Consider the following 20492-nt stretch of genomic DNA (forward strand, 5'->3'; position numbering starts at 1 on the left):
GATATCAGGACTTTGCAGGGGCTCGCGAAGGTTCCGACGGAACATTCGCACAAGCCCCCCGGCCATCAACCCGTCGCGCTGGAGCCGGGCGAAGCCGGCCGCTGGTGATCCTGTACCGCCTCGACTTCGCGTTCGACGAAGTCGTCGTCTTCCACAGGTTCGCCGATTGCCGAACTGCTGGCATCGGGGTTGTCCAGAACAGCATAGGCGATGGCGCAGAACAGCGAGTTCAAGCGCTTCATGTCGCTGATCAGGTCGAGGTGCAGCGAGCTGGTCTCGATGCTCTGTACCACCTGCTGGCGCAGGCGGTCGACATGAGAGTGGGCGAAGCGCCGTTCCTGCAGGCGGAAGCGCTGCTTGGCGCGGCGCAGGCGCTTGGCGCCTTCCTGGTCGCCATTGAGGAACACCGAGAGAGACAGACGCAGGTTGGCCACCAGTTGGCCGTGCAGCACGGTGATCTCCTCCAGGCCGTTGTCGGAGAAGGAGCGGCTGCGCGAAGTCTTCTTGTCCTGCACGGCACCAAGCATGTGCTCGATGATGTCGCCGGCCTGCTCAAGGTTGATCGCCAGCTCGATGATCTCCGCCCAGCGGCGGCTGTCGGCTTCGCTCAGGTCCTCGCGGGGCATGCGCGCCAGGTAGAGCTTGATCGCGGTGTAGAGCGCGTCGACATCATCGTCCTGCTTGCGGATCTCTTTGCCCAGCAGCGGGTCGCCGCTGTGGATAACCTGCATCAGATTGTTCAGCATGTGCTCGACGATATCGCCCATGCGCAGGGTTTCGCGCACCGCGTTGACCAGCGCCAGGCTCGGCGTATCCAGCGCCGCGGGGTCGAGGTGGCGGGGGCGCACGGTGTCTTCCGGGGAATGGCGGTCGGGCATGATGCGCGTGCAGAACGCCGCCATCTGCCCGGTCAGCGGCAGACAGGCGAGGCAGCGGGTGGCGTTGTAGAGCACATGGAACGCGATCACCAACTCAGCGGTGCTGAACTGCCAGTGGTCGATCCACCCGGCCAGAGGGCCCACCAGCGGCAGCACCAGGGCGCAGCCGGCAACCTTGAACAGCAGGCTGCCCAGCGCTACACGGCGACCGGCCGCGTTCTGCGAGGAGGCGCTGATCATCGCCAGGATGCCGCTGCCCAGGTTGGCGCCGACCACCAGGCACAGCGCCACCTTCAGGGAGATCACCTTGGAGGCCGCCAGGGTCGCGGTGAGCAGCACGGCGGCCAGGCTGGAGTAGGAAATCATCGCGAACAGCGCGCCCGTCAAGGCGTCCAGCATCACGTCGCCGGTGAGGCTGGAGAACAGCACCTTCACGCCCTTGGCCTGGGTCATGGGCTCGGCGGCGGCAACGATCAGCTGCAAGGCGAGGATGATCAGCCCCAGGCCGATGAACACCCGGCCGATCTGGCCGAGGCGCGTCTGCTTGCGGCCGAGGAAGAAGATCACCCCGAAGAAGATCAGCAGCGGCGACAGCCAGGACAGGTCCAGGGTCAGCACCCGCGCCATCAGCGCCGTGCCGACGTCGGCGCCGAGCATGATCGCCAGCGCTGGCGCCAGGGCCATCAGCCCGGTGGCGACGAAGGAGGTGGCCAGCAGCGCCGTGGCGTTGCTGCTCTGCACCAGGGCGGTGACGCCGATGCCGGCGGCGAAGGCCAGCGGGCGCTTTTCCACGCTGCGGCTGAGGATTTTTCGCAGGTTACTGCCGTAGACCCTGAGGATGCCGGTGCGGACGATATGTGTGCCCCACACCAACAGGGCAACGGCAGAGAGCAGATCGAGCAATTTGAGCATGTCGGGCCCCCTCGCACTCAAGCGGGCCCGTGGGCGGTGCGTCCGTCAACGGACCCTGTAACGACCTCGCCCGCGGCTCCGTACAGACAGCGCGGAGGGCCGAGAAGGACACGGCAGCATTCAGGCGATTGTCACAAGACTGTCATGGTAGACCCTCGTTCTTCCTTGAGGGTTCGCCAAATCTCTGATTTGCCGGCAATCCTGTCTGTCAGTAAAGCCGATCAAAAGTGGATGCGAGAGCCTTTGCATCGGTTATTTCGCACGGAACGTCGAGCGGGAATGTCTAGACTCCCTGTCCATTTGCTGAAAGAAACACACCAAGGGTCGAGGAGAAGTCCCATGCGTTGGTCGTTCCCCCTCCTGTTTGCGCTGGCGGTCGCCGGTTGCGGCGACAAGTCGGCGCTGCCGTTCACCGCCGGTACCGGGCCAAAACCGCAACTGCCGGAACCGCAGAGCAGCCTGCTGCCTACCGTCAACATTGCCAATGCCACTGGCTGGCCCGCCGACCAGAAGCCGCGCGCGGCGCAAGGTCTGGAGGTGCAGCGCTTCGCCGACAAGCTCGAACACCCGCGCTGGCTCTACGTGCTGCCTAACGGGGATGTACTCGTGGCGGAAAGCTCGGCGCCGCCGAAGGAAGAATCCGGCGGACTGAAGGACTGGGTCGCCGGCAAGGTGATGGAGAAGGCCGGCGCCAACGTACCTAGCGCCAACCGCATCACCCTGTTGCGCGATGCAGACGGCGACGGCGTGCCGGAGCAGCGCAGCGTGCTGCTGCAAGGCTTGTTCTCACCCTTCGGCATGGCCCTTGTGGATAACTGGCTGTACGTCGCCAATGCCGACGCGGTCGTGCGTTTCCCCTACAAGACCGGCGAGACGACGATCAGCGCCAAGGCCGAGAAGGTCGTCGACCTGCCGGGCGGGCCGATCAACCACCACTGGACCAAGAACATCCTCGCCAGCCCCGACGGTCGTTACCTCTACGCCACCGTTGGCTCCAACAGCAACGTTGGTGAGAACGGCCTGGACGCTGAGAAGAACCGCGCGGCGATCCTGCAGATCGACCTGTCCAACCGCAGCGTTCGGGTATTCGCTTCGGGCCTGCGCAACCCCAACGGGCTGGGCTGGGAACCCAATAGCGGCGCCCTGTGGACAGCCGTCAACGAACGCGACGAATTGGGCAATGACCTGGTGCCCGACTACATGACCTCGGTGAAGGACGGTGGCTTCTACGGCTGGCCCTGGAGCTATTACGGCCAACATGTGGATAAACGAGTGGAGTCACCGCGCCCGGACATGGTCGAGAAGGCGCTGGTGCCGGACTATGCCCTTGGCTCGCACACCGCCTCCCTCGGCCTTGCCTTCTATCAGGGCAGCCTGCTGCCGGAGCGTTATCGTGGCGGGGTGTTCATCGGCCAGCATGGCTCCTGGAACCGCAAGCCGCGCAGCGGCTACCAGGTAGTGTTCATCCCCTTCGGCGGCGGCAAGCCCAACGGCCAGCCGGTGACGGTGCTGGACGGCTTCATCAACGACAACGACGAAGCCATGGGCCGGCCGGTCGGCGTCGCTGTGGATAAGTTCGGCGGCCTGCTGGTGGCCGACGATGTGGGTAACACCGTCTGGCGCCTGCGCCCGGCGACCCTGAAGTGAATCGACGAGGAGAGTGCATGGCGATTGCCCGGCGTATTGTCCTGATGACCTTGCTGCTGGCGCTGGGTGCTTGCAGCAGCCTGTTCGGCACGCGCGACCCGCTGAATATCGATCTGGTCGGCCTGGAGCCTGCCACCGGGCAGGGCATGGAGGCGCGTTTCATGGTCAAGCTGCGGGTGCAGAACCCCAACGATCAGGCCATCGACTACAACGGCATCGCCTTGGACCTGTCGGTGAACGGCCAGCCGCTGGCCAGCGGGGTGAGCGACGCCAGCGGGCAGGTGCCGCGCTTCGGCCAAACAGTGATCAGCGTGCCGGTGAGCATCTCGGCCTTTTCCGCCTTCCGCCAGGCCTGGGGCCTGTCCGGCGGGCCGCCGCGCCAGGGCATGCCCTACGAGATCAACGGCAAGCTGGCGGGAGGTCTGTTCGGCACGGTGCGCTTCAACGACAAGGGCGTGCTGAACTGGCCGGAGCCGGTCGCACGCCCTTGATGTCGAGCTACTGTGGATAAACCGGGCTGTGGATAGCCCGGTTTTTTATTGCCCGGCTGTTATTCACTGCCGGTGGATAACGTTTGTGAATTACTGCCCCGGAATGTCCTTGCGCAGTTTTACCGGGTCTTCCTTCTTGCCGCGCGCGGTGCGCATGCGGATGTTCAGCGCTTCCACCGCCAGCGAGAAGGCCATGGCGAAGTAGACATAGCCCTTGGGCACATGGACTTCGAAAGCCTCGGCGATCAGCACGGTACCCACCACGATCAGGAACGACAGCGCCAGCATCTTCAGGGATGGGTGCTTGTCGATGAAGTCGCTGATGGCGCCGGCCGCCAGCATCATCACCAGCACCGCGACAACGATCGCCGCGACCATCACCGGCACGTTGGAGACCATGCCCACGGCGGTGATCACCGAGTCCAGCGAGAACACGATGTCGATGATGGCGATCTGGATGATGGTGCCGATGAAGCCGCCCATCACGCTCTTGGGTTCGCCCTCGGTTTCGTCCTCGCCTTCCAGGCCGTGGAAGATCTCGCTGCTGCTTTTCCACAGGAGGAACAGACCGCCGAAGAACAGGATCAGGTCGCGCCCGGAGATGCCCTGGCCGAACACTTCGAAGAGGTCCGCGGTGAGGCGCATGACCCAGGTGATCGAGAGCAGCAGCAGGATGCGCGTGACCATTGCCAGCGCCAGCCCGAAGAAGCGCGTGCGCGGCTGCATGTGTTTGGGCATGCGGCCGACCAGGATGGAAATCATGATGATGTTGTCGATGCCCAGGACGATCTCCAGGGCAGTCAGGGTGAAGAACGCAATCCAGATTTCAGGGCTGGTGAGCCATTCCATTTAATCGGTACTCGAAGTCAGTCGTTGAGCTATTCATTTACTGAACAGGGGGAACAGGCCCAGCAGCAGGGCCGCGGCGAGGATCGCCAGGCACACCAGCACGGCCCACTTCAGGGTGAAGCGCTGGTGATCGCCGAAGTCCACCTTGGCCAGCCCCACCAGCAGGTAGGTCGAGGGCACCAGCGGGCTCAGCAAATGTACAGGCTGGCCGACGATGGAGGCGCGGGCCATTTCCACGGGTGTGATGCCGTACTGCGCGGCGGCCTGGGAGAGTACCGGGAGCACGCCGTAGTAGAAAGCATCGTTCGACATGAAGAAGGTGAACGGCATGCTCACCAATGCGGTGATGGCCGCGAGGTACGGTCCCAGGGCGGGCGGAATCACCGCAAGCAGGCTCTTGGACATGGCGTCGACCATGCCCGTTCCGGAAAGAATCCCGGTGAAGACCCCGGCGGCGAAGATCAGCGAGACCACCGCGAGGACGTTCTCGGCGTGAGCGCCGATGCGCTTCTTCTGCTCCATGATGCAGGGATAATTCACGATCATCGCGATACCGAAGGCGATCATGAAGAGAACCGGCATCGGCAGAAGGCCCGTGATCAGGGTGCCCATCAGGACCACCGTCAGCACGGCGTTGAACCACAGCAGCCGTGGCCGGCGCGCTTCGGGGAACTGCGAGACGCTGACCTCGGCCATGGCCTCGTGGTCGGTGGGTAAGTGCAGTTCGCCCAGGCGGGCACGCTCGCGTTTGCCGTAGACCCAGGCCAGGACGAAGATCGCCGCGATGCCGGCGAGCATGGCCGGGATCATCGGCACGAAGATATCCGCCGGGTCCACGTGCAGCGCGCTGGCCGCGCGCGCGGTCGGGCCGCCCCAGGGAGTCATGTTCAGCACGCCGCTGGAGAGCATGATCAGGCAGGCCATCAGCAGCGGGCTCATGCCCAGCCGGCTGTACAGCGGCAGCACGGCCGCCACGCAGATCATGTAGGTGGTCGAGCCGTCGCCATCCAGCGAGACGATCATCGCCAGCGCGGCGGTGCCCATCGACACTTTCAGCGGGTCGCCCTTGACCAGCCTGAGGATGCGCCGCACCGCCGGGTCGAACAGTCCGGAGTCGATCATGATGGCGAAGTAGAGGATGGCGAACATCAGCATCACACCGGTCGGCGCCAGGGTGCGAATGCCGTCCAGCATCATCGGCCCCAGGCCCTTGGCGAAGCCGCCGAGCAGGGCGAAGGCGATCGGGACCAGGATCAGCGCGATCAGCGCCGACAGACGCTTGGTCATGATCAGGAACATGAAGGTCGCCACCATGGCGAAGGCAAGGAAAGTTAGCATGGGGATAACTCCGGGTCGGCGCGGGGGATTCAGCAGCGGCTGTGGATAAGCACGCGCGGTGCGGACGGAGTCGGGGCGGGTAGGGACAGGAAGCGGGGCATGGGCAATCACCGATTGTTGTTTTTGTACGCTGCGCGAGCGCAGGTCCGGCCGGGAGGACCGAGGCGGCGATGCTAGGGGGTCAAGCTTTCAGCAGGCTTTCGTGGGCGATGACCGCTGATCGGAGCGATTTCTGTCGGAGCGTGCCCTGCGCGCGACAGCCTGGCAGCGAATCTTCCCCGTGCTGATTCAGCGGTGCTGGAACGCTTTGGCCGGCGGCTGCCAGTCCATCAGCTCGTTCTCCCGCGCGTCGGCGTTCGCCTTGAGCCAGGCGCTCATGCTTTCGCCAATTGCCTTGCCGTAGAGCCTGTGGGAGTAGATCACCCCCGTGCCCGTGCCGTTCTCCAGCCGGAGGCGGGTGAATACCGCTTCGATGAAGCTCGGTTGCGGGAACACCGCGGCAATGAAATAGACCGCGGGCTGGCTGCCCCGGGCAGGGCTGGCGTCGACCTTGAGGATCATTGCGCCCTGCTGCCTGTAGTTATCCAGCACAGCGTTGGCCACGGCTGCCATCTGCTCGGCGTTCCGGGCCGCCGTGTAGCGGTGCAGGGTGACCATGTCCTGCCATTTCGCCAGGTCCTCCTGGCCTTGTGGCGTGAACTCGTGCTGATCCTCCCGGGACCAGCGATGGAAGTAGTCGGTACCGGCGAAGGTGAATTCCTTCGTCACGCTCGCGGCCCACGACAGAGGAGCAATCAGAGCCAGCAGGATCAGCCAGAGACGCACGGTGTTGCCTCGTCGTGAGAGAAAAACGGTGGCGTCAGCCCAGCTGCCCGACCACGCCAGGATCGCCTGTCTCCATTGTGGATCACCGCGTTGGCGATAGGCGTCCGCCTGGCGAAATTGCCTGCGGGACGGCCGTGGTTGCGATGGAGAGATTTCGATCCGGCCAGCAGACAATTCTCTAGAAGGTTCAGGCGAGCGCCTGGATCAATCCCATCACCACGAGCAGGCTGCCACCTGCCAGCAGCGTCTGCAGGGTAATGATCCCGGCCATCAGCCCGCTCTCGCCGCCGAGCTGGCGGGTCAGCACATAGGCGGTCGGGGCTGTGGGTAAGGCGAAGAACAGCACCAGCAGCGCGCTTTCCAGCGGCGGGAGTGCAAGCAGGCTGGCGATGGCGAAGGCCAGCAGCGGCATGGCCAGCAGGCGGATCGCGCAGTTCCAGCCCAGCGCCGAGGCTTCCGCGCGCAGCTCCTGCGGCTGCAGCGCCGCGCCCACGCAGAGCAGACCCAGCGGCAGGCTGGCCACCGCCAGCAGGTTGAATAGCCGGTCGGTGCCGCCAGGCAGGCCAATCCCCGTTACGTTGAGTACGGCGCCGGCCACGCAGGCGAGGATCAGCGGGTTCTTCACGATGGGCAGCAGCAGCGAGCGCAGGCTGATGCCGCGTTCGGCGGTCAGCGCCCATACCGACATCACGTTCACCGCCGGCACCATCAGCGCCAGCATCAGCGCTGCCAGGGTCAGCCCCGGCTTGCCGTACAGGCTGCCGACGGCGGCGAGACCCAGGTAGGTGTTGAAGCGCAGCACGCCCTGGGCGATGGCGCCGAAGCGCGCGGCGTTCCAGCCGCGCAGGCGTTTGACGATCAGCAGGGCGATCCAGGCGAAGCTCAGGCCGAGCACTACCGCCAGCGCTTGGCGGGCGAGGCCGGGGTCGTTCAGCGGTGCGCTGGCCAGGCTGCTGGCGAGCAGCGCGGGGAACAGGATGAAGTAGTTGAGCCGCTCGGCCGCCGGCCAGAAGGCGTCGCCGGGGAAACCTTTGCGGCGCAACACGAAGCCGGCGACGATCAGCGCGAACAACGGCCAAAGGGCCTGGAACAGAGCGGTCACGGCAACCCCGCGATGGTGGTGGGAGCGGGCATCTTGCCGAGGGCGTGCGGGAAAGGGCAAGGCGTGTGGATAAGTTTCTCACCTTGCCCGGAGCGGTTTTCCACAGTGATCGGCACTGTGGAAAAACTTGTCCACAGGCTCAGCGGCGGAAGCCGCCTCCACCGAAATGGCCCCCGCCGAAATGCCCGCCACCGAAGCCGCCACCGCTCCACTGCCGCTGGGTCTGGTTGAAGCGCTGCTGGCCGATCTGCCGCGACTGGTATTGCTGGTCCAGCTGGCTGCGGACGTTGGCCTGGTTCTGCTGCACCGGTTGCCAGCCGTTGCTGGTGTGCTGCTGCCAGCCGCTGTCGGTGTGCTGGTAGACGTTGCCGTCGTGGCCGGCGTAGACGTCGCCGTTCTTCCAGGCCACGGCGTTGCCAGTGCGCCGGTTGTAGCTGATGCCCTGGTTCTGTTTGTCGTAGCTACTGCGTCCGTCGTCCACGTCGCCGGAGACGCCACGCTCGGCGATAGTAGTGCGGCCGGTTTGGGCGTTGTGGGTAGCGACCTGGCGGCCTGCGACGAAGTCACCGCTGTCGGTATGCGCCGCAACGCCGCTGCGGCCGGCGCCGGAGATGCCGGTGGACGCGTTGGAGAAAGAACCGCGACGGCCTGCGGCGGCATCATCGCTGTACGGGTTGAAGGCGGCCCCGCGGGCGCCTTCGTAGTGCGCACCGGTGCGCGGGTTGTAGCCCACCGCCGAGCTGCCCTGCCATTGGGTGCCGGTCCAGCCGTTGTAGCCGTAAGCGTGGGTCACGGTGCCCTGGCCCCAGCGGCCGTAGAAGTTCGCCTGGTTCACGTTGGCGTAGCTCCAGCCGCCGTGCGGATAGGGGCCCCAGTACGGGCCCCAGTAGGGTTCCGGAGAGCCCCAGTAGGCGCCCGCCGCGTAACCGAAGGCGAAGCCGGTCAGCGCGCCCACGGCAAAGCCTGCGCCGTAGCCGTAGGTCGGCGGATAGCCGTAGTAAACAGTCTGGCTGACATAGGCCGGGTAGGTGTAGCCGGTGCCGTAGACCACCGTGCCGTCGCTGTTCACCACCACGCCCAGGTAGCCGGGCGTGTAGCCCACCACCACGGTCTGCGGGGTAACCGAGTAGATATGCACGTAGGTCACGTAGTACACCGGCGAACTGGGCGGGATGCCGTAGATCGCCGCCGGCACCTCGGTTGCCACCTGCCAGGGCCCGGTGGGGCTGGGGGCAACGAACCAGACGCCGTTGGTGACGGCGAAGAACTGGTTGGGCGCGACCTCGATCACCGGCGTCGGTGTGTTCACCGCGTATTGCAGGCTGGTGCCGCTGATGGGCTGGAAGCTGGGCGCGCCATCGTAGCTGACCTTCATGGTCGCCTTGCTGCGCGAGACCGAGGCCGTCTGTGGGATGCTCGCGGCGATGGCCGCTTCCTTGGCCTGCGGAGTACCGGGCACCGATACCAGCACGTTGGCCTTCGGGTCCTTGGGCGAGATTTTCGCGAAGTCAGAGGGCAGGTCCTTGCCCTCTACAAACTGCCACGGCCCCTTCTCGCCGGGGCCGCTGAACCAGCGACCGGAGAGCAGCACGTACCAGGTGTTGTGGGTCGGATCGACGAACACCGCGTGATCGGCGTTCTGCATTGTCAGCAGGCTGACGCCATCCACCGGCTGCATTTGCGCAGTGCCGTCGCTGACGATCAGTTCTGTGGGCCGGGTCGCCACCAGGATCGCCGGCGCCTTGCCTGGCACCTTGCCGTCCTTTGGCAGCAGGGCGTCCACCGGGCCGGCTTTTTCCGCCACCTGCTGCGCATTCAGGAGCGCCTTGGGCGGTTGGCTCAGGACCAGCCAGCTGCCGTCCAGCGCCTGGGCCGTGTACCAGTTGCCAGCGGCGTTGAGGTAGTGGTTGCTCTGGGCGTCGCGCAGGATCAGCACGCGGCTGTTGAGTACGCGCTGGAAGTCGCTGCTCGGTAGGGCCTGCCAGTTCGGCTGGCCATCGATCATCACCAGCACGGTCGGCGTCGCGGCGAAGACGATCTGCGGTGCGTCGTTCTTCACTTCCACATGGCGCAGCTGGTCGAGCTGCTGGTTCACCGCATAGCTGGCCTGCAACTCATCGAGAGAAACGGTCAGGCCGTCCTTGGGTAGGCGCGCCACCAGCGCGTCGCGCACCTTGCCGGCGCTGTCCGGGGCGGTGGGAACTTCCACCTTGTCGATGCGCAAGTCGGTGAGCTGCACCAGCCCGCTGGCCTTGTCGATGGCGGCGGCGGCGGAGAACTGCGCCACGCCGAAGGTCGGAGCGCCGTTGGCGGGCCCGATGGCGATGGCCGCGCGGCCGCTCATGCGGGTGCCGTCCCAGCCTTCGATCTGTGGCTGGAAGATCTGCACGTGCTGCTCGCCCACGGCGAAGTCGCGCGGCCATTTCAATTCGGTGACGGCGGGGGCCTGGGGATCGGCGGAGAACGCAAGAGCGGGATGCAGCGACAGTCCGATGGCGAGCGCCAGGGCCGATAGAACGGGACGTAAAGCCATGTTGGAAACCTTCCTTGAGAAGAGCTGCGATCAACGATAGTGCAGCGCGGAACACCCCGCGCGCGGGTCCGCTCTTCCCTGCGCCATGCTGGTGCAAATTCGCCGGCAAGGCAGCTTTTTCTTATGGCGCAACGACATATTTAATAATTTTCCGAGCCTCCCGCTTCGGCGACCATCGGTCTGTCAGACATGTCGCGAGACAAAGCCTTCAGACGCTGAGCCATAGAGCTCGATGCCGCGCATGTCCCGGTTTTACCGGCCTTCTGGCCACTGCCGCAGTAAATCAACAAAAAAGCCAAACGGCTGTGGGAGTGCTTCATGATCAAGTCCTTGCTCGTGCGTTCCATCGCGTGTTCCGCCCTGGCTCTCGCCGCCGTTTCTGGCGCGCAGGCCGGCACCCTGTCCATCGGTCATACCACCTGGGTCGGCTACGGCACCTTGTACCTCGCCCGCGACCTGGGCTACTTCAAGGAACAGGGGCTGGACCTGCAGCTGACCACCATCGAGGAAGCCTCGATGTACATGGCAGCCCAGGCTTCCGGCCAGCTCTCCGGCTCGGCCTCCACCATCGACGAAATCCTCAAGTACCGCCCGAAGTTCTGCTTCAAGGCCGTGGCCGCGCTGGACGACAGCCATGGCGGTGACGGCGTGTTGGTCGGCAAGGACGTCACCTCGCTGGCCCAGCTCAAGGGCCAGGAAGTGGCGGTCAACGAAGGCTCCGTCTCGCAATTCTGGCTGGCTTATCTGCTCAAGCACGCCGGCATGAGCATGAGCGACGTCAAGGTGCAGAACATGACCGCCGATGACGCTGCCAGCGCCTTCATCGCCGGCCGCGTGCCCGCCGCCGTGACCTGGGAGCCGCACCTCTCGCTGGTTCGCGAGAAGCAGCAGGGCAAGGTGCTGGTGGACAGCTCCACCACTCCCGGCGTGATCGTCGACGTGGTCGCCCTCAACTGCGACGTCATCGAGAAGCAGCCCGAGGACGTGAAGGCCCTGGTGAAAGGCCTGTACAAGGCCGTGCAGTACACCAAAGAGCACCCGGACGAGGCCTACGCGATCATGGCCAAGGGCGTCGGCGGCTACCTCTCCGATCCTAAGGCCCTGGCCGACGCTGCCAAGGGCGTGCGCTTCTACGACAAGGCGATGAGCGAGCAGCTCATTGGCACCCCCGGCAAGCCCGGCGACATCAAGGGTTTGATCCGTCTCGCCAACGAGACCTGGAGCGGCCTGCAGGGCAAACGCCTGGAAGTCAGCTACGACGACCTGGTCGACCCGCGCTTCGTCTCCGAGTAACCGTCTCACTCTTTGTCCCCGCGGGCGGCCTGGCGCCGCTCGCCTGGAGGAATCCGCGATGCCTCGTCGTTCGCAATCCTGGCTCAGCCGTTGCCTGACGCCCAAGGTCGACCTGCCGTTGAAGCTGGTCTGGTCCGCCGGCACCTTGTGCTGGTTGCTCGTGTTCGGCCTGTGGGCCGGGCTTTCCTACGGCGGCGTGGTCCCGGCGATGTTCCTGCCGACCCCGGACGCGGTACTCGCGGCCGGCGTGCGCCTGGCCAGCGACGGCACCCTCGCCACCCACGTGATGGCCAGCGTCAAGGTGGTGATGATCGGCTTCGTCATCTCCTCGCTGGTGGCGGTGCCGCTGGGGCTGCTGATGGGCAGCTTCCGCATCGTCCAGGCTTTCCTCGAACCGCTGGTGAACTTCATCCGCTACCTGCCGGTGACCTCCTTCGTACCGCTGTTCATCCTGTGGATCGGCATCGGCCTGGAACAGCGCGTCACCGTGATCATCTTCGGCGTGTTCTTCCAGCAACTGGTGATGATCGCCGACGTCTCCCGTGGCGTCGCCAAGGACCTGGTGAACGCCTCTTACACCCTGGGATGCAACCGCCGCGACGTGGTCCTCCATGTGCTCGGCCCGGCCTCGCTGCCCGGCGTCCTCGACACGCTGCGCGTGACCATGGGCTGGGCCTGGACCTACCTGGTGGTCGCCGAACTGGTCGCCGCCTCCAGCGGCCTGGGCTACATCAGCCTCAAGGCCATGCGTGGCTTCCAGGTCGACGTGATCTTCCTGGCGATCGCCATCATCGGCCTGCTGGGCCTGATCACCGACCAACTCTTCCGATTCATCCGACTGAAGGTGGCGTCATGGGCGCAGTAGCGATCAAGCAGGAAGAACCCGCCGTGACCGGTCAGCAAAGCGCCACACCGGCCCGCCTGCGGGTGGAGAACGTCAGCCTGCGCTACCGCACGCCGGACGGCGGCACCTTCAGTGCGCTGGAGAACGTCTCCTTTGAGGTCCCGGACCAGCAGTTCGCGGTGATCGTCGGGCCATCGGGCTGCGGCAAGTCGAGCCTGCTCTACCTCACCGCCGGCCTGTCCGAGCCCACCGAGGGCGATATCTACGTCGGCGGCCAACTGGTCGACGGCCCCGGTGCCGACCGCGGCATGGTGTTCCAGAGCTACACCCTGTTCCCCTGGCTCACTGTGCGCCAGAACGTCGAGTTCGGCCTGAAACGCCGCGGCATGCCGGCGGCCGAGCGCCGCGAGATCGTCGACTACTACCTCGACGAAGTCGGCCTGCGCCGCTTCGAGAACAACTACCCCAAGCAGCTCTCCGGCGGAATGATGCAGCGCGTGGCGATTGCCCGCGCGCTGGCCAACGACCCGCAGATCCTGCTGATGGACGAGCCCTTCGGCGCGCTCGACAGCCAGACCCGCATGCAGATGCAGCAACTGCTGCTGCGCGTGTGGGACCACAGCAAGAAGACCGTGGTGTTCGTCACCCACGACATCGACGAGGCCATCCTGCTGGGCGACCGCGTCTATGTCATGGGTGCCCGCCCCGGCCGCATCAAGCAGATCCTCGACGTGCCCATCGAGCGCCCGCGCTCGCTGGACATGGTCATGGACCGCCAGTTCATCGAGATGAAGCGCGAGATCCTCGGGCTGCTGCACGACGATCTGGAAGAAGCGCATTGACCTGCCGCTGGCTGGCGCCTCCTGCAGGGCGCCGGCCGATGCGGTGATCCGCTGCAGCACCGTTCGGCCCCCGCTCCCCTCGGGAGAGGGTTGGGGTGAGGGGTTCTGCGATTCACGCAAGACTCATTGGGAGCCCCGCCTTGTCTTCAAACCACGATTCCACCTACGACTACCTCATCGTCGGCGCCGGCTCCGCCGGCTGCGTGCTGGCCAATCGCCTGAGCGCCGACCCATCGGTGCGCGTGTGCCTGCTGGAGGCCGGCGGCAGCGATGCCAGCCCGCGCGTGCAGACCCCGGCCGGCACAATCACCCTGTACAAGAGCAAGGTGTTCAGCTGGAACTTCTACTCGGCGCCGCAGAAGCGCCTGAACAACCGCTCGCTGCACTGCCCGCGCGGCAAGGCGCTGGGCGGCTCCAGCTCGATGAACAGCATGATCTACATCCGCGGCCACGCTTCCGACTACGACCGCTGGGAAGCCGAGGGCTGCCCCGGCTGGGGCTGGAAGGATGTGCTGCCGTACTTCAAGAAATCCGAGCGCAACCTGCTCGGCCAGGATCCGGCGCTGCACGGCACCCTGGGCGAACTGGTAGTGGACAAGCCGCGCGACCCCAACCCACTGTCGCACCTGTTCATCAAGGCCGCTGCGCACTTGGGCCTGCGCCGCAACGATGACTTTAACGGCCGCGAGTTCGAAGGCGTCGGCATCTACAACGTGACCCAGAAGGACGCCAAGCGCCTGAGTAGCTACCGTGCCTTCGTCGCGCCGCTGCAACGCCCGAACCTCACCGTGCTGACCGACCGCCAAGTGGGCCGCCTGCTACTCGAAGGCGAGCGCGTCACCGGCATCGAACTGCGCAGCGGCGAACGCCTGCTGGCGCGCCGCGAGGTGATCCTCAGCGCTGGCTCCCTCGGCTCGCCGCAGATCCTGCTGGCGTCCGGCATCGGCCCGGCGGCCGAGCTGAAAGCCGCCGGCATCCCGGTGCAACACGACCTGCCGGGCGTGGGCAAGAACCTCCAGGACCACCTCGACGGCCTGGTCACCGTGCGCTCGCCGAGCCCGCTGAGCCTGGGCTTCTCCCTCGGCTCGCTGGGGCAGATCCTGCTATCGCCGTTCAAGTACCTGCTGGCGAAGAAGGGTTGGCTGACCACCAACTACGTCGAGGCCGGCGGATTCGCCCGCACCCCGCTGGCGGACGAGTTGGCTGACGTGCAGTTCCACTTCGTGCCCGGCTACCGCAGCCATCGGGGCCGTCTGTTCGAATGGGGCCATGGTTACGCCGTGCACACCTGCGTGCTGCGCCCGAAGAGCATCGGCGAGCTGCGCGTGAAGCCTGGTGGCGACATCGAGATCGACTACAACTTCCTCGCCAACGAAGAAGACGGCCGCGTGCTGGTGGAGGGCGTGAAGCTGGCGCGCAAGATCCTCGCCCAGCCGGAGTTCGACAGCATCCGTGGCGCCGAGATGCTGCCCGGCCCGCAAGTGCAGACCGACGAGCAACTGCTGGAACACCTGCGCGAATACGCCGCCACCGTGTTCCACCCGGTGGGCACCTGCAAGATGGGTGAAGATCCGCTGGCGGTGGTCGACCTGCGCCTGCGTGTGCATGGCCTGAAAGGCCTGCGCGTGGTGGACGCGTCGATCATGCCGACGCTCATCAGCGGCAACACCAACGCGCCCTGCATCATGCTCGGCGAGCGCGCGGCGGCGATGATCCTGGAAGAGAGCAGCGCGACGTCGGCCGCTCCCGCCCAGGCAGTCCCGGCCTGATAGCGCAGTGGTAGGGCGAATAACCCGGAACAGGTTATTCGCCGGCCCTTTGCGGCGGATAACGCTGGCGCGTTATGCGCCCTACAGGGTTTTCCACAGTGCGTATCGGCTGACGATGGGTATCGCTTCGCTCCACGCCATCCTACGGGCGTCCCTGTGGGTAACTGCCTTACAGCCCCAGCTCGCTCAACGACGGATGATCGTCCGGCCGGCGGCCCTGCGGCCAATGGAACAGGCGCTTGTCCTCGCTGATCGGCAGGTCATTGATGCAGGCGTGGCGTTCGTACATCAGGCCGTTCTCGTCGAATGCCCAGTTCTCGTTGCCGTAAGAACGGAACCAGTTGCCCGAGTCGTCGTGCCATTCGTAGGCGAAACGTACGGCGATGCGGTTGTCGGTGAAGGCCCAGAGCTCCTTGATCAGCCGGTACTGCTGTTCGCGCACCCACTTGGCGGTGAGGAACGGGACGATCTGCTCGCGGCCCTGGACGAAGGTCGCGCGGTTGCGCCAGCGGCTGTCCGGCGTATAGGCCAGCGACACGCGATGCGGATCGCGACTGTTCCAGCCGTCCTCGGCGAGGCGGACTTTCTGGATGGCGGTTTCGCGGGTAAAGGGCGGCAGAGGGGGACGGGCTTCGCTCATGGTGATCTCCAGAGGCAGTGAGGGGTGGGTGCCTGGTGTCCATACTCCGCCCGACCCTGAATGGGGTAAATGACGGTGATCCCACAGATATTGCCAATCGCTTTTTGCTTTTCGTAGGAGCGAGCTTGCTCGCGAACAGCGTCAACCGGCGGCGCTATGGCTGGGCAGTTCGCGAGCAATAACGATGGCGTCCCCCTCGCTCCTACAGAATCGGCCTCGGCCATCCAGACAAGTAGGGCGCATAACCCGGTACGGGTTATCCGCCATGGCGGCGGATAACGCCGTAGGCGTTATGCGCCCTACGGGTTTTCAGGCCCTGGCCACCACCTTGCGCAACCCCACGCGGTCCTGGCTCGGACACACCCCGAACTTCGCCCGATAGCTGCGCGACAGATACGAGGGCGTCTCGAAGCCGCACGCCACGCCGATCTCCAGCACGCTCATGTCGGTCTGGCGCAGCAGCTGGCGCGCCTTGTCCAGGCGCAGGCCGAGGTAGAAGTTCGACGGTGTGTCGTTCAGGTGCAGGCGGAACAGGCGCTCCAACTGGCGCCGGGTCACCTGGATGCGTTCGGCCAGCTCCAGAGTCGTCAACGGCGGCTCGGTGTGGCGCTCCATCTCGCCGATTACCTGCACCAGCTTGCGGTTGCTCACCCCGTAGCGGCTGGCGATCTGCAGGCGCTGGTGGTCCTGGCGGGTGCGGATGCGCCCGACCACGAATTGCTCCGAGACCTGCACCGCCAGCTCCGGCCCGTGGGCCTGGGCGATCAGGTCGAGCATCAGGTCGATGGACGCGGTGCCGCCAGCGGAAGTGATGCGCGGCCCGTCGATCTCGAACAGCTCCTGGGTCGCCTGCACCTGTGGATAAGTCTCCCGGAAGGCGTCCAGCGCCTCCCAGTGCACCGTGCAGCGCTGGCGCTGCAGCAGCCCGGCCTCGGCCAGCACGAAGCTGCCGGTGTCGATGCCGCCCAGGGTCACGCCTTCGCGGTCCAGGCGCTTGAGCCAGTGCAGCAGCGCCGGGGTGCAGGCGCGCAGCGGTTCGAAGCCGGCCACCACCAGCAGCGTGTCGCCTTCGCGCAGCGCCTCCAGGCCGCTGTCGGCGTTCATCGACATGCCGTTGCTGGCCAGCACCGGGCCGCCGTCCAGGCTCATCAGGTGCCAGCGATACAGCTCGCTGCGAAAGCGGTTGGCCACCCGCAACGGTTCCACGGCGGAAACGAACCCCATCACGGAAAAACCGGGCAACAGCAGGAACCAGAAGTCTTGGGACATGGCGGGTACCGTGCGATTCGGAGCAGCGTAGTGGCAGCCTGCCCATGCTTATGAACCAAGGACGTCGCCCTGGCAATCGGGGAGGTCGCTGTTGTGCAAGAGCTGGTCGCCGCAGTGCGATTCACCAGCCCTGCAGCTGCGTAACTTGATCACCACAGCCCCCGTGAGGGCTGCATGACACACAACAACGATAACCAACGCCGCAAAGGCCTTGAGGGAGAAGTCATGAAGCTAACGATCCAAGCGCTCGGCTGTGCCGCGCTCATGCTCGCCGCCGGCACCAGCTGGGCCGCCGAGCCCGCCCAGTGCCAGAACGTACGTATGGGCACGGTGAACTGGACCGACGTGGTGGCCAGCAGTGCCGTGGCCGAAGCCGTCCTCGACGGCCTGGGCTACAAGGTCAAGCAGACCAGCGCCTCGCAGCAGATCATCCTTGCCGGCATGGCCGACAAGCAGCTCGACGTCTTCCTCGGCTATTGGCAGCCGACCATGCAGCCGGTGGCCAAACCCTACCTCGACAAGCAGCAGATCGACGTGATCACCCCGCCGACCCTGCCTGACGCGCAGTCCACCTACGCTGTACCCAGCTACGTCTACGACGGCGGTCTGAAGACCTTCGCCGACATCGCCAAGTTCAAGGACAAGCTGAGCAACAAGATCTACCTGATCGAGCCCGGCAGCGGCTCTAACCGCATCACCGCGGACATGATCGCCAAGGACAAGTTCGGCCTGAAAGGCTTCCAGATCGTCGAGTCCAGCGAGGCCGGCATGCTCACTGCGGTCAAGCGCGCCATCAAGCGCAAGCAGTGGGTGGTGTTCTTCGGTTGGAAGCCGCACCCGATGAACCTGCAGATCGACATGAAATACCTTACCGGCAGCGACGACGTATTCGGCCCCAACGAAGGCTCCGCCACCGTCTCGATCATGACCGCCGGCGGCTACCGGGCGCAGTGCGGCAACGTCGCCAAGCTGCTGCACAACCTCAAGTTCAGCAGCGAGCAGGTGAGCCAGGTGATGGTGCCGATCCTCGACCGCAGCCAGCCGGTGGACGCCGCCAAGGCCTGGCTGAAGCAGAACCCCGAGCCGCTCAAGGCGTGGCTCGAGGGCGTGACCACCTTCGACGGCAAGGATGGCCTCGCCGCTGTCCAGGCCTCGCTGAAGTAACCCCCTACCAGTAACTCCCTGCGTGTCGCCCGGCGCGCAGTGGGTTCGTTCGACCCGAAGAAGGACTGCCACCGTGAATTACGAAGTCATTGTCACCTGCGCGGTGACCGGCGCCGGCGACACCGTCGGCAAGCACCCGGCGATTCCCGTCACCCCGAAGGAAATCGCCGCCGCCGCCATCGAGGCCGCCAAGGCCGGCGCCACCGTCGCCCACTGCCACGTCCGCGACCCGCTGACCGGCAAGCCCAGCCGCGACGTGAACCTCTACCGCGAAGTGGTCGAACGCATCCGCGAGAGCGACACCGACGTCATCATCAACCTCACCGCCGGCATGGGTGGCGACCTGCAGATCGGCCAGGGCGAACAGCCGCTGGAGTTCGGCGCCGGAACCGACCTGGTCGGCCCGCTGGAGCGCCTCAAGCACGTCGAGGAACTGCTGCCGGAAATCTGCACCCTGGACTGCGGCACCCTGAACTTCGGCGACGGCGACTTCATCTACGTCTCTACCCCGGCCCAGCTGCGCGCTGGCGCCAAGCGCATCACCGAGTTGGGCGTGAAGGCCGAGCTGGAAATCTTCGACACCGGCCACCTCTGGTTCGCCAAACAGATGCTCAAGGAGGGCCTGCTGGAAGACCCGCTGATCCAGATATGCCTCGGCATCCCGTGGGGTGCACCGGCCGACACCACGACCATGAAGGCCATGGCCGACAACATCCCCGACGGCCTGACCTGGGCCGGTTTCGGCATCGGCCGCTCGCAGATGCCGATGGTTGCCCAGGCCATGCTGCTGGGCGGCAACGTGCGGGTCGGCCTGGAAGACAACATCTGGCTGGACCGTGGCGTGCACGCCAGCAACGGCCAACTGGTCGAACGCGCCGTCGAGATCATCGAGCGCCTCGGCGGCCGCGCCCTGACCCCGGCCGAAGGGCGCAGGAAGATGAACCTCAAACCACGCTGATTGCGAACCGTAGGGCGAAAAACCCGGAACGGGTTATCCGCCGCCGACCAGGATCGGCGGATAACGCTGCGCGTTATGCGCCCTACGAAGAACCCGACGCCCCGCCCACTTTCCGGAGCCACCCATGTCCTTCATCACCCAAATCAAGACCTTCGCCGCCCTCGGCAGCGGCGTCATCGGCAGCGGCTGGGTCGCTCGCGCCCTGGCCCATGGCCTCGACGTCATCGCCTGGGACCCTGCCCCTGGCGCCGAAGCCGCGCTGCGCGCGCGCATCGCCAACGCCTGGCCGGCGCTGGAGAAGGTCGGCCTCGCCCCCGGCGCCTCGCCCGATCGCCTGCGCTTCGTCGCCACCATCGAAGAGTGCGTGCGCGACGCCGACTTCATCCAGGAAAGCGCTCCCGAACGCCTCGACCTGAAATGCGAGTTGCACGCCAAGATCAGCGCCGCCGCCAAGCCCAATGCCCTGATCGGTTCCAGCACCTCGGGCCTGCTGCCCAGCGAGTTCTATGCCGATGCCACGCACCCCGAGCGCTGCGTGGTCGGCCACCCGTTCAACCCGGTCTACCTGCTGCCGCTGGTGGAAGTAGTCGGCGGCGCAAAGACCGCACCGGAAGCCGTGCAGGCTGCCATCCAGGTCTACGAATCCCTCGGCATGCGGCCGCTGCATGTGCGCAAGGAAGTCCCCGGCTTCATCGCCGACCGCCTGCTCGAAGCCCTCTGGCGCGAAGCGCTGCACCTGGTCAACGACGGTGTTGCCAGCACCGGCGAGATCGACGATGCGATCCGCTTCGGCGCGGGCCTGCGCTGGTCATTCATGGGGACCTTCCTCACCTACACCCTGGCCGGCGGCAACGCAGGCATGCGCCACTTCATGGCCCAGTTCGGCCCGGCGCTGCAACTGCCATGGACCTACCTGCCCGCCCCGGAGCTGACCGACACCCTGATCGACCGTGTGGTCGAAGGCACCACCGAGCAGCAGGGCAGCCGCAGCATCGCCGAGCTGGAACGCTACCGCGACGACTGCCTGCTGGCGGTGCTCGGCGCCATCAAGGACACCAAGTCCAGGCACGGCTTCGCCTTCGCCGACTAACCTCACGGTTCATCATTGGCTCCAAACCACCCCCTCTCCCTTCAGGGA

Annotated in this window: 18 protein-coding genes; 9 read left to right on the forward strand and 9 right to left on the reverse strand. The window is 65.7% G+C overall.

All coding sequences use genetic code 11. The annotated features are described in order from the left end of the window. Positions 1-65: 65 nt before the first annotated feature. Positions 66-1790, reverse strand: a complete 1725-nt coding sequence (locus IB274_RS26220; RefSeq protein ID WP_192435717.1) for a Na/Pi cotransporter family protein — start codon at positions 1788-1790, stop codon at positions 66-68. Between the two features lie 339 nt (positions 1791-2129). Between IB274_RS26220 and IB274_RS26225 the strand changes: the two genes are divergently transcribed. Continuing rightward, on the forward strand, positions 2130-3437 hold the full coding sequence (locus IB274_RS26225; protein ID WP_192435718.1) for a PQQ-dependent sugar dehydrogenase: 1308 nt from the start codon (positions 2130-2132) through the stop codon (positions 3435-3437). 17 nt (positions 3438-3454) lie between these two features. Beyond that, positions 3455-3928 carry an LEA type 2 family protein gene (locus IB274_RS26230; RefSeq protein WP_192435719.1) on the forward strand — a complete coding sequence of 158 codons (474 nt, stop codon included), beginning with the start codon at positions 3455-3457 and terminating at the stop codon, positions 3926-3928. A gap of 90 nt (positions 3929-4018) precedes the next feature. Here the strand turns inward: IB274_RS26230 and IB274_RS26235 are convergent, their stop codons facing one another. The 6 genes from IB274_RS26235 to IB274_RS26260 all read right to left on the reverse strand — a co-directional run bounded on the left by IB274_RS26235 (position 4019) and on the right by IB274_RS26260 (position 10895). Further along, on the reverse strand, positions 4019-4777 hold the full coding sequence (locus IB274_RS26235) for a TerC family protein (protein WP_081519015.1): 759 nt from the start codon (positions 4775-4777) through the stop codon (positions 4019-4021). Positions 4778-4810: 33 nt separating this feature from the next. Beyond that, on the reverse strand, positions 4811-6115 hold the full coding sequence (locus tag IB274_RS26240) for a CitMHS family transporter (RefSeq protein ID WP_192435720.1): 1305 nt from the start codon (positions 6113-6115) through the stop codon (positions 4811-4813). A 288-nt stretch (positions 6116-6403) separates the two neighbouring features. After that, a complete protein-coding gene (locus IB274_RS26245; protein ID WP_225615036.1) occupies positions 6404-6940 on the reverse strand; it encodes a hypothetical protein in 537 nt (178 codons plus the stop codon). 187 nt (positions 6941-7127) lie between these two features. Beyond that, a complete protein-coding gene (locus tag IB274_RS26250) occupies positions 7128-8102 on the reverse strand; it encodes an AEC family transporter (RefSeq protein WP_192435721.1) in 975 nt (324 codons plus the stop codon). A gap of 79 nt (positions 8103-8181) precedes the next feature. Next, positions 8182-10575: a carbohydrate-binding family V/XII gene (locus IB274_RS26255; RefSeq protein WP_192435722.1), complete on the reverse strand. Its 2394-nt coding sequence runs from the start codon at positions 10573-10575 to the stop codon at positions 8182-8184. A 140-nt stretch (positions 10576-10715) separates the two neighbouring features. After that, positions 10716-10895 (reverse strand): hypothetical protein, encoded by a 180-nt coding sequence (locus tag IB274_RS26260; RefSeq protein ID WP_139791602.1) that lies wholly within the window; start codon positions 10893-10895, stop codon positions 10716-10718. Between IB274_RS26260 and IB274_RS26265 the strand changes: the two genes are divergently transcribed. The 4 genes from IB274_RS26265 (at position 10894) to IB274_RS26280 (ending at position 15323) form a co-directional block, all read left to right on the forward strand. Beyond that, entirely contained in the window at positions 10894-11868 is a 975-nt protein-coding gene (locus IB274_RS26265) for an ABC transporter substrate-binding protein (protein ID WP_192435723.1), read from the forward strand. The two genes, IB274_RS26260 and IB274_RS26265, sit on opposite strands and share 2 nt — an antisense overlap. 58 nt (positions 11869-11926) lie before the next feature. Continuing rightward, positions 11927-12733, forward strand: a complete 807-nt coding sequence (locus IB274_RS26270; RefSeq protein ID WP_192435724.1) for an ABC transporter permease — start codon at positions 11927-11929, stop codon at positions 12731-12733. Continuing rightward, positions 12721-13554 carry an ABC transporter ATP-binding protein gene (locus tag IB274_RS26275; RefSeq protein ID WP_192435725.1) on the forward strand — a complete coding sequence of 278 codons (834 nt, stop codon included), beginning with the start codon at positions 12721-12723 and terminating at the stop codon, positions 13552-13554. Before IB274_RS26270 ends, IB274_RS26275 begins: the two co-directional genes overlap by 13 nt. 140 nt (positions 13555-13694) lie before the next feature. Next, positions 13695-15323: a GMC family oxidoreductase gene (locus IB274_RS26280; protein WP_192435726.1), complete on the forward strand. Its 1629-nt coding sequence runs from the start codon at positions 13695-13697 to the stop codon at positions 15321-15323. A 169-nt stretch (positions 15324-15492) separates the two neighbouring features. Here IB274_RS26280 and IB274_RS26285 read toward each other — a convergent pair whose 3' ends face one another. Further along, positions 15493-15963 (reverse strand): DUF1348 family protein, encoded by a 471-nt coding sequence (locus tag IB274_RS26285; RefSeq protein ID WP_192435727.1) that lies wholly within the window; start codon positions 15961-15963, stop codon positions 15493-15495. Between the two features lie 309 nt (positions 15964-16272). Next, positions 16273-17232, reverse strand: a complete 960-nt coding sequence (locus IB274_RS26290; protein WP_192435728.1) for a GlxA family transcriptional regulator — start codon at positions 17230-17232, stop codon at positions 16273-16275. 225 nt (positions 17233-17457) lie between these two features. Here IB274_RS26290 and IB274_RS26295 point away from each other — a divergent pair, with 225 nt between their 5' ends. The 3 genes from IB274_RS26295 (at position 17458) to IB274_RS26305 (ending at position 20444) form a co-directional block, all read left to right on the forward strand. Further along, positions 17458-18396 (forward strand): choline ABC transporter substrate-binding protein, encoded by a 939-nt coding sequence (locus IB274_RS26295; RefSeq protein WP_192435729.1) that lies wholly within the window; start codon positions 17458-17460, stop codon positions 18394-18396. A 73-nt stretch (positions 18397-18469) separates the two neighbouring features. Beyond that, entirely contained in the window at positions 18470-19354 is an 885-nt protein-coding gene (locus tag IB274_RS26300; protein ID WP_192435730.1) for a 3-keto-5-aminohexanoate cleavage protein, read from the forward strand. Positions 19355-19478: 124 nt separating this feature from the next. Continuing rightward, entirely contained in the window at positions 19479-20444 is a 966-nt protein-coding gene (locus IB274_RS26305) for an L-carnitine dehydrogenase (RefSeq protein ID WP_192435731.1), read from the forward strand. Positions 20445-20492 lie beyond the last annotated feature (48 nt).

The organism is Pseudomonas sp. PDM18, from assembly GCF_014852585.1.
GTDB lineage: Bacteria > Pseudomonadota > Gammaproteobacteria > Pseudomonadales > Pseudomonadaceae > Pseudomonas.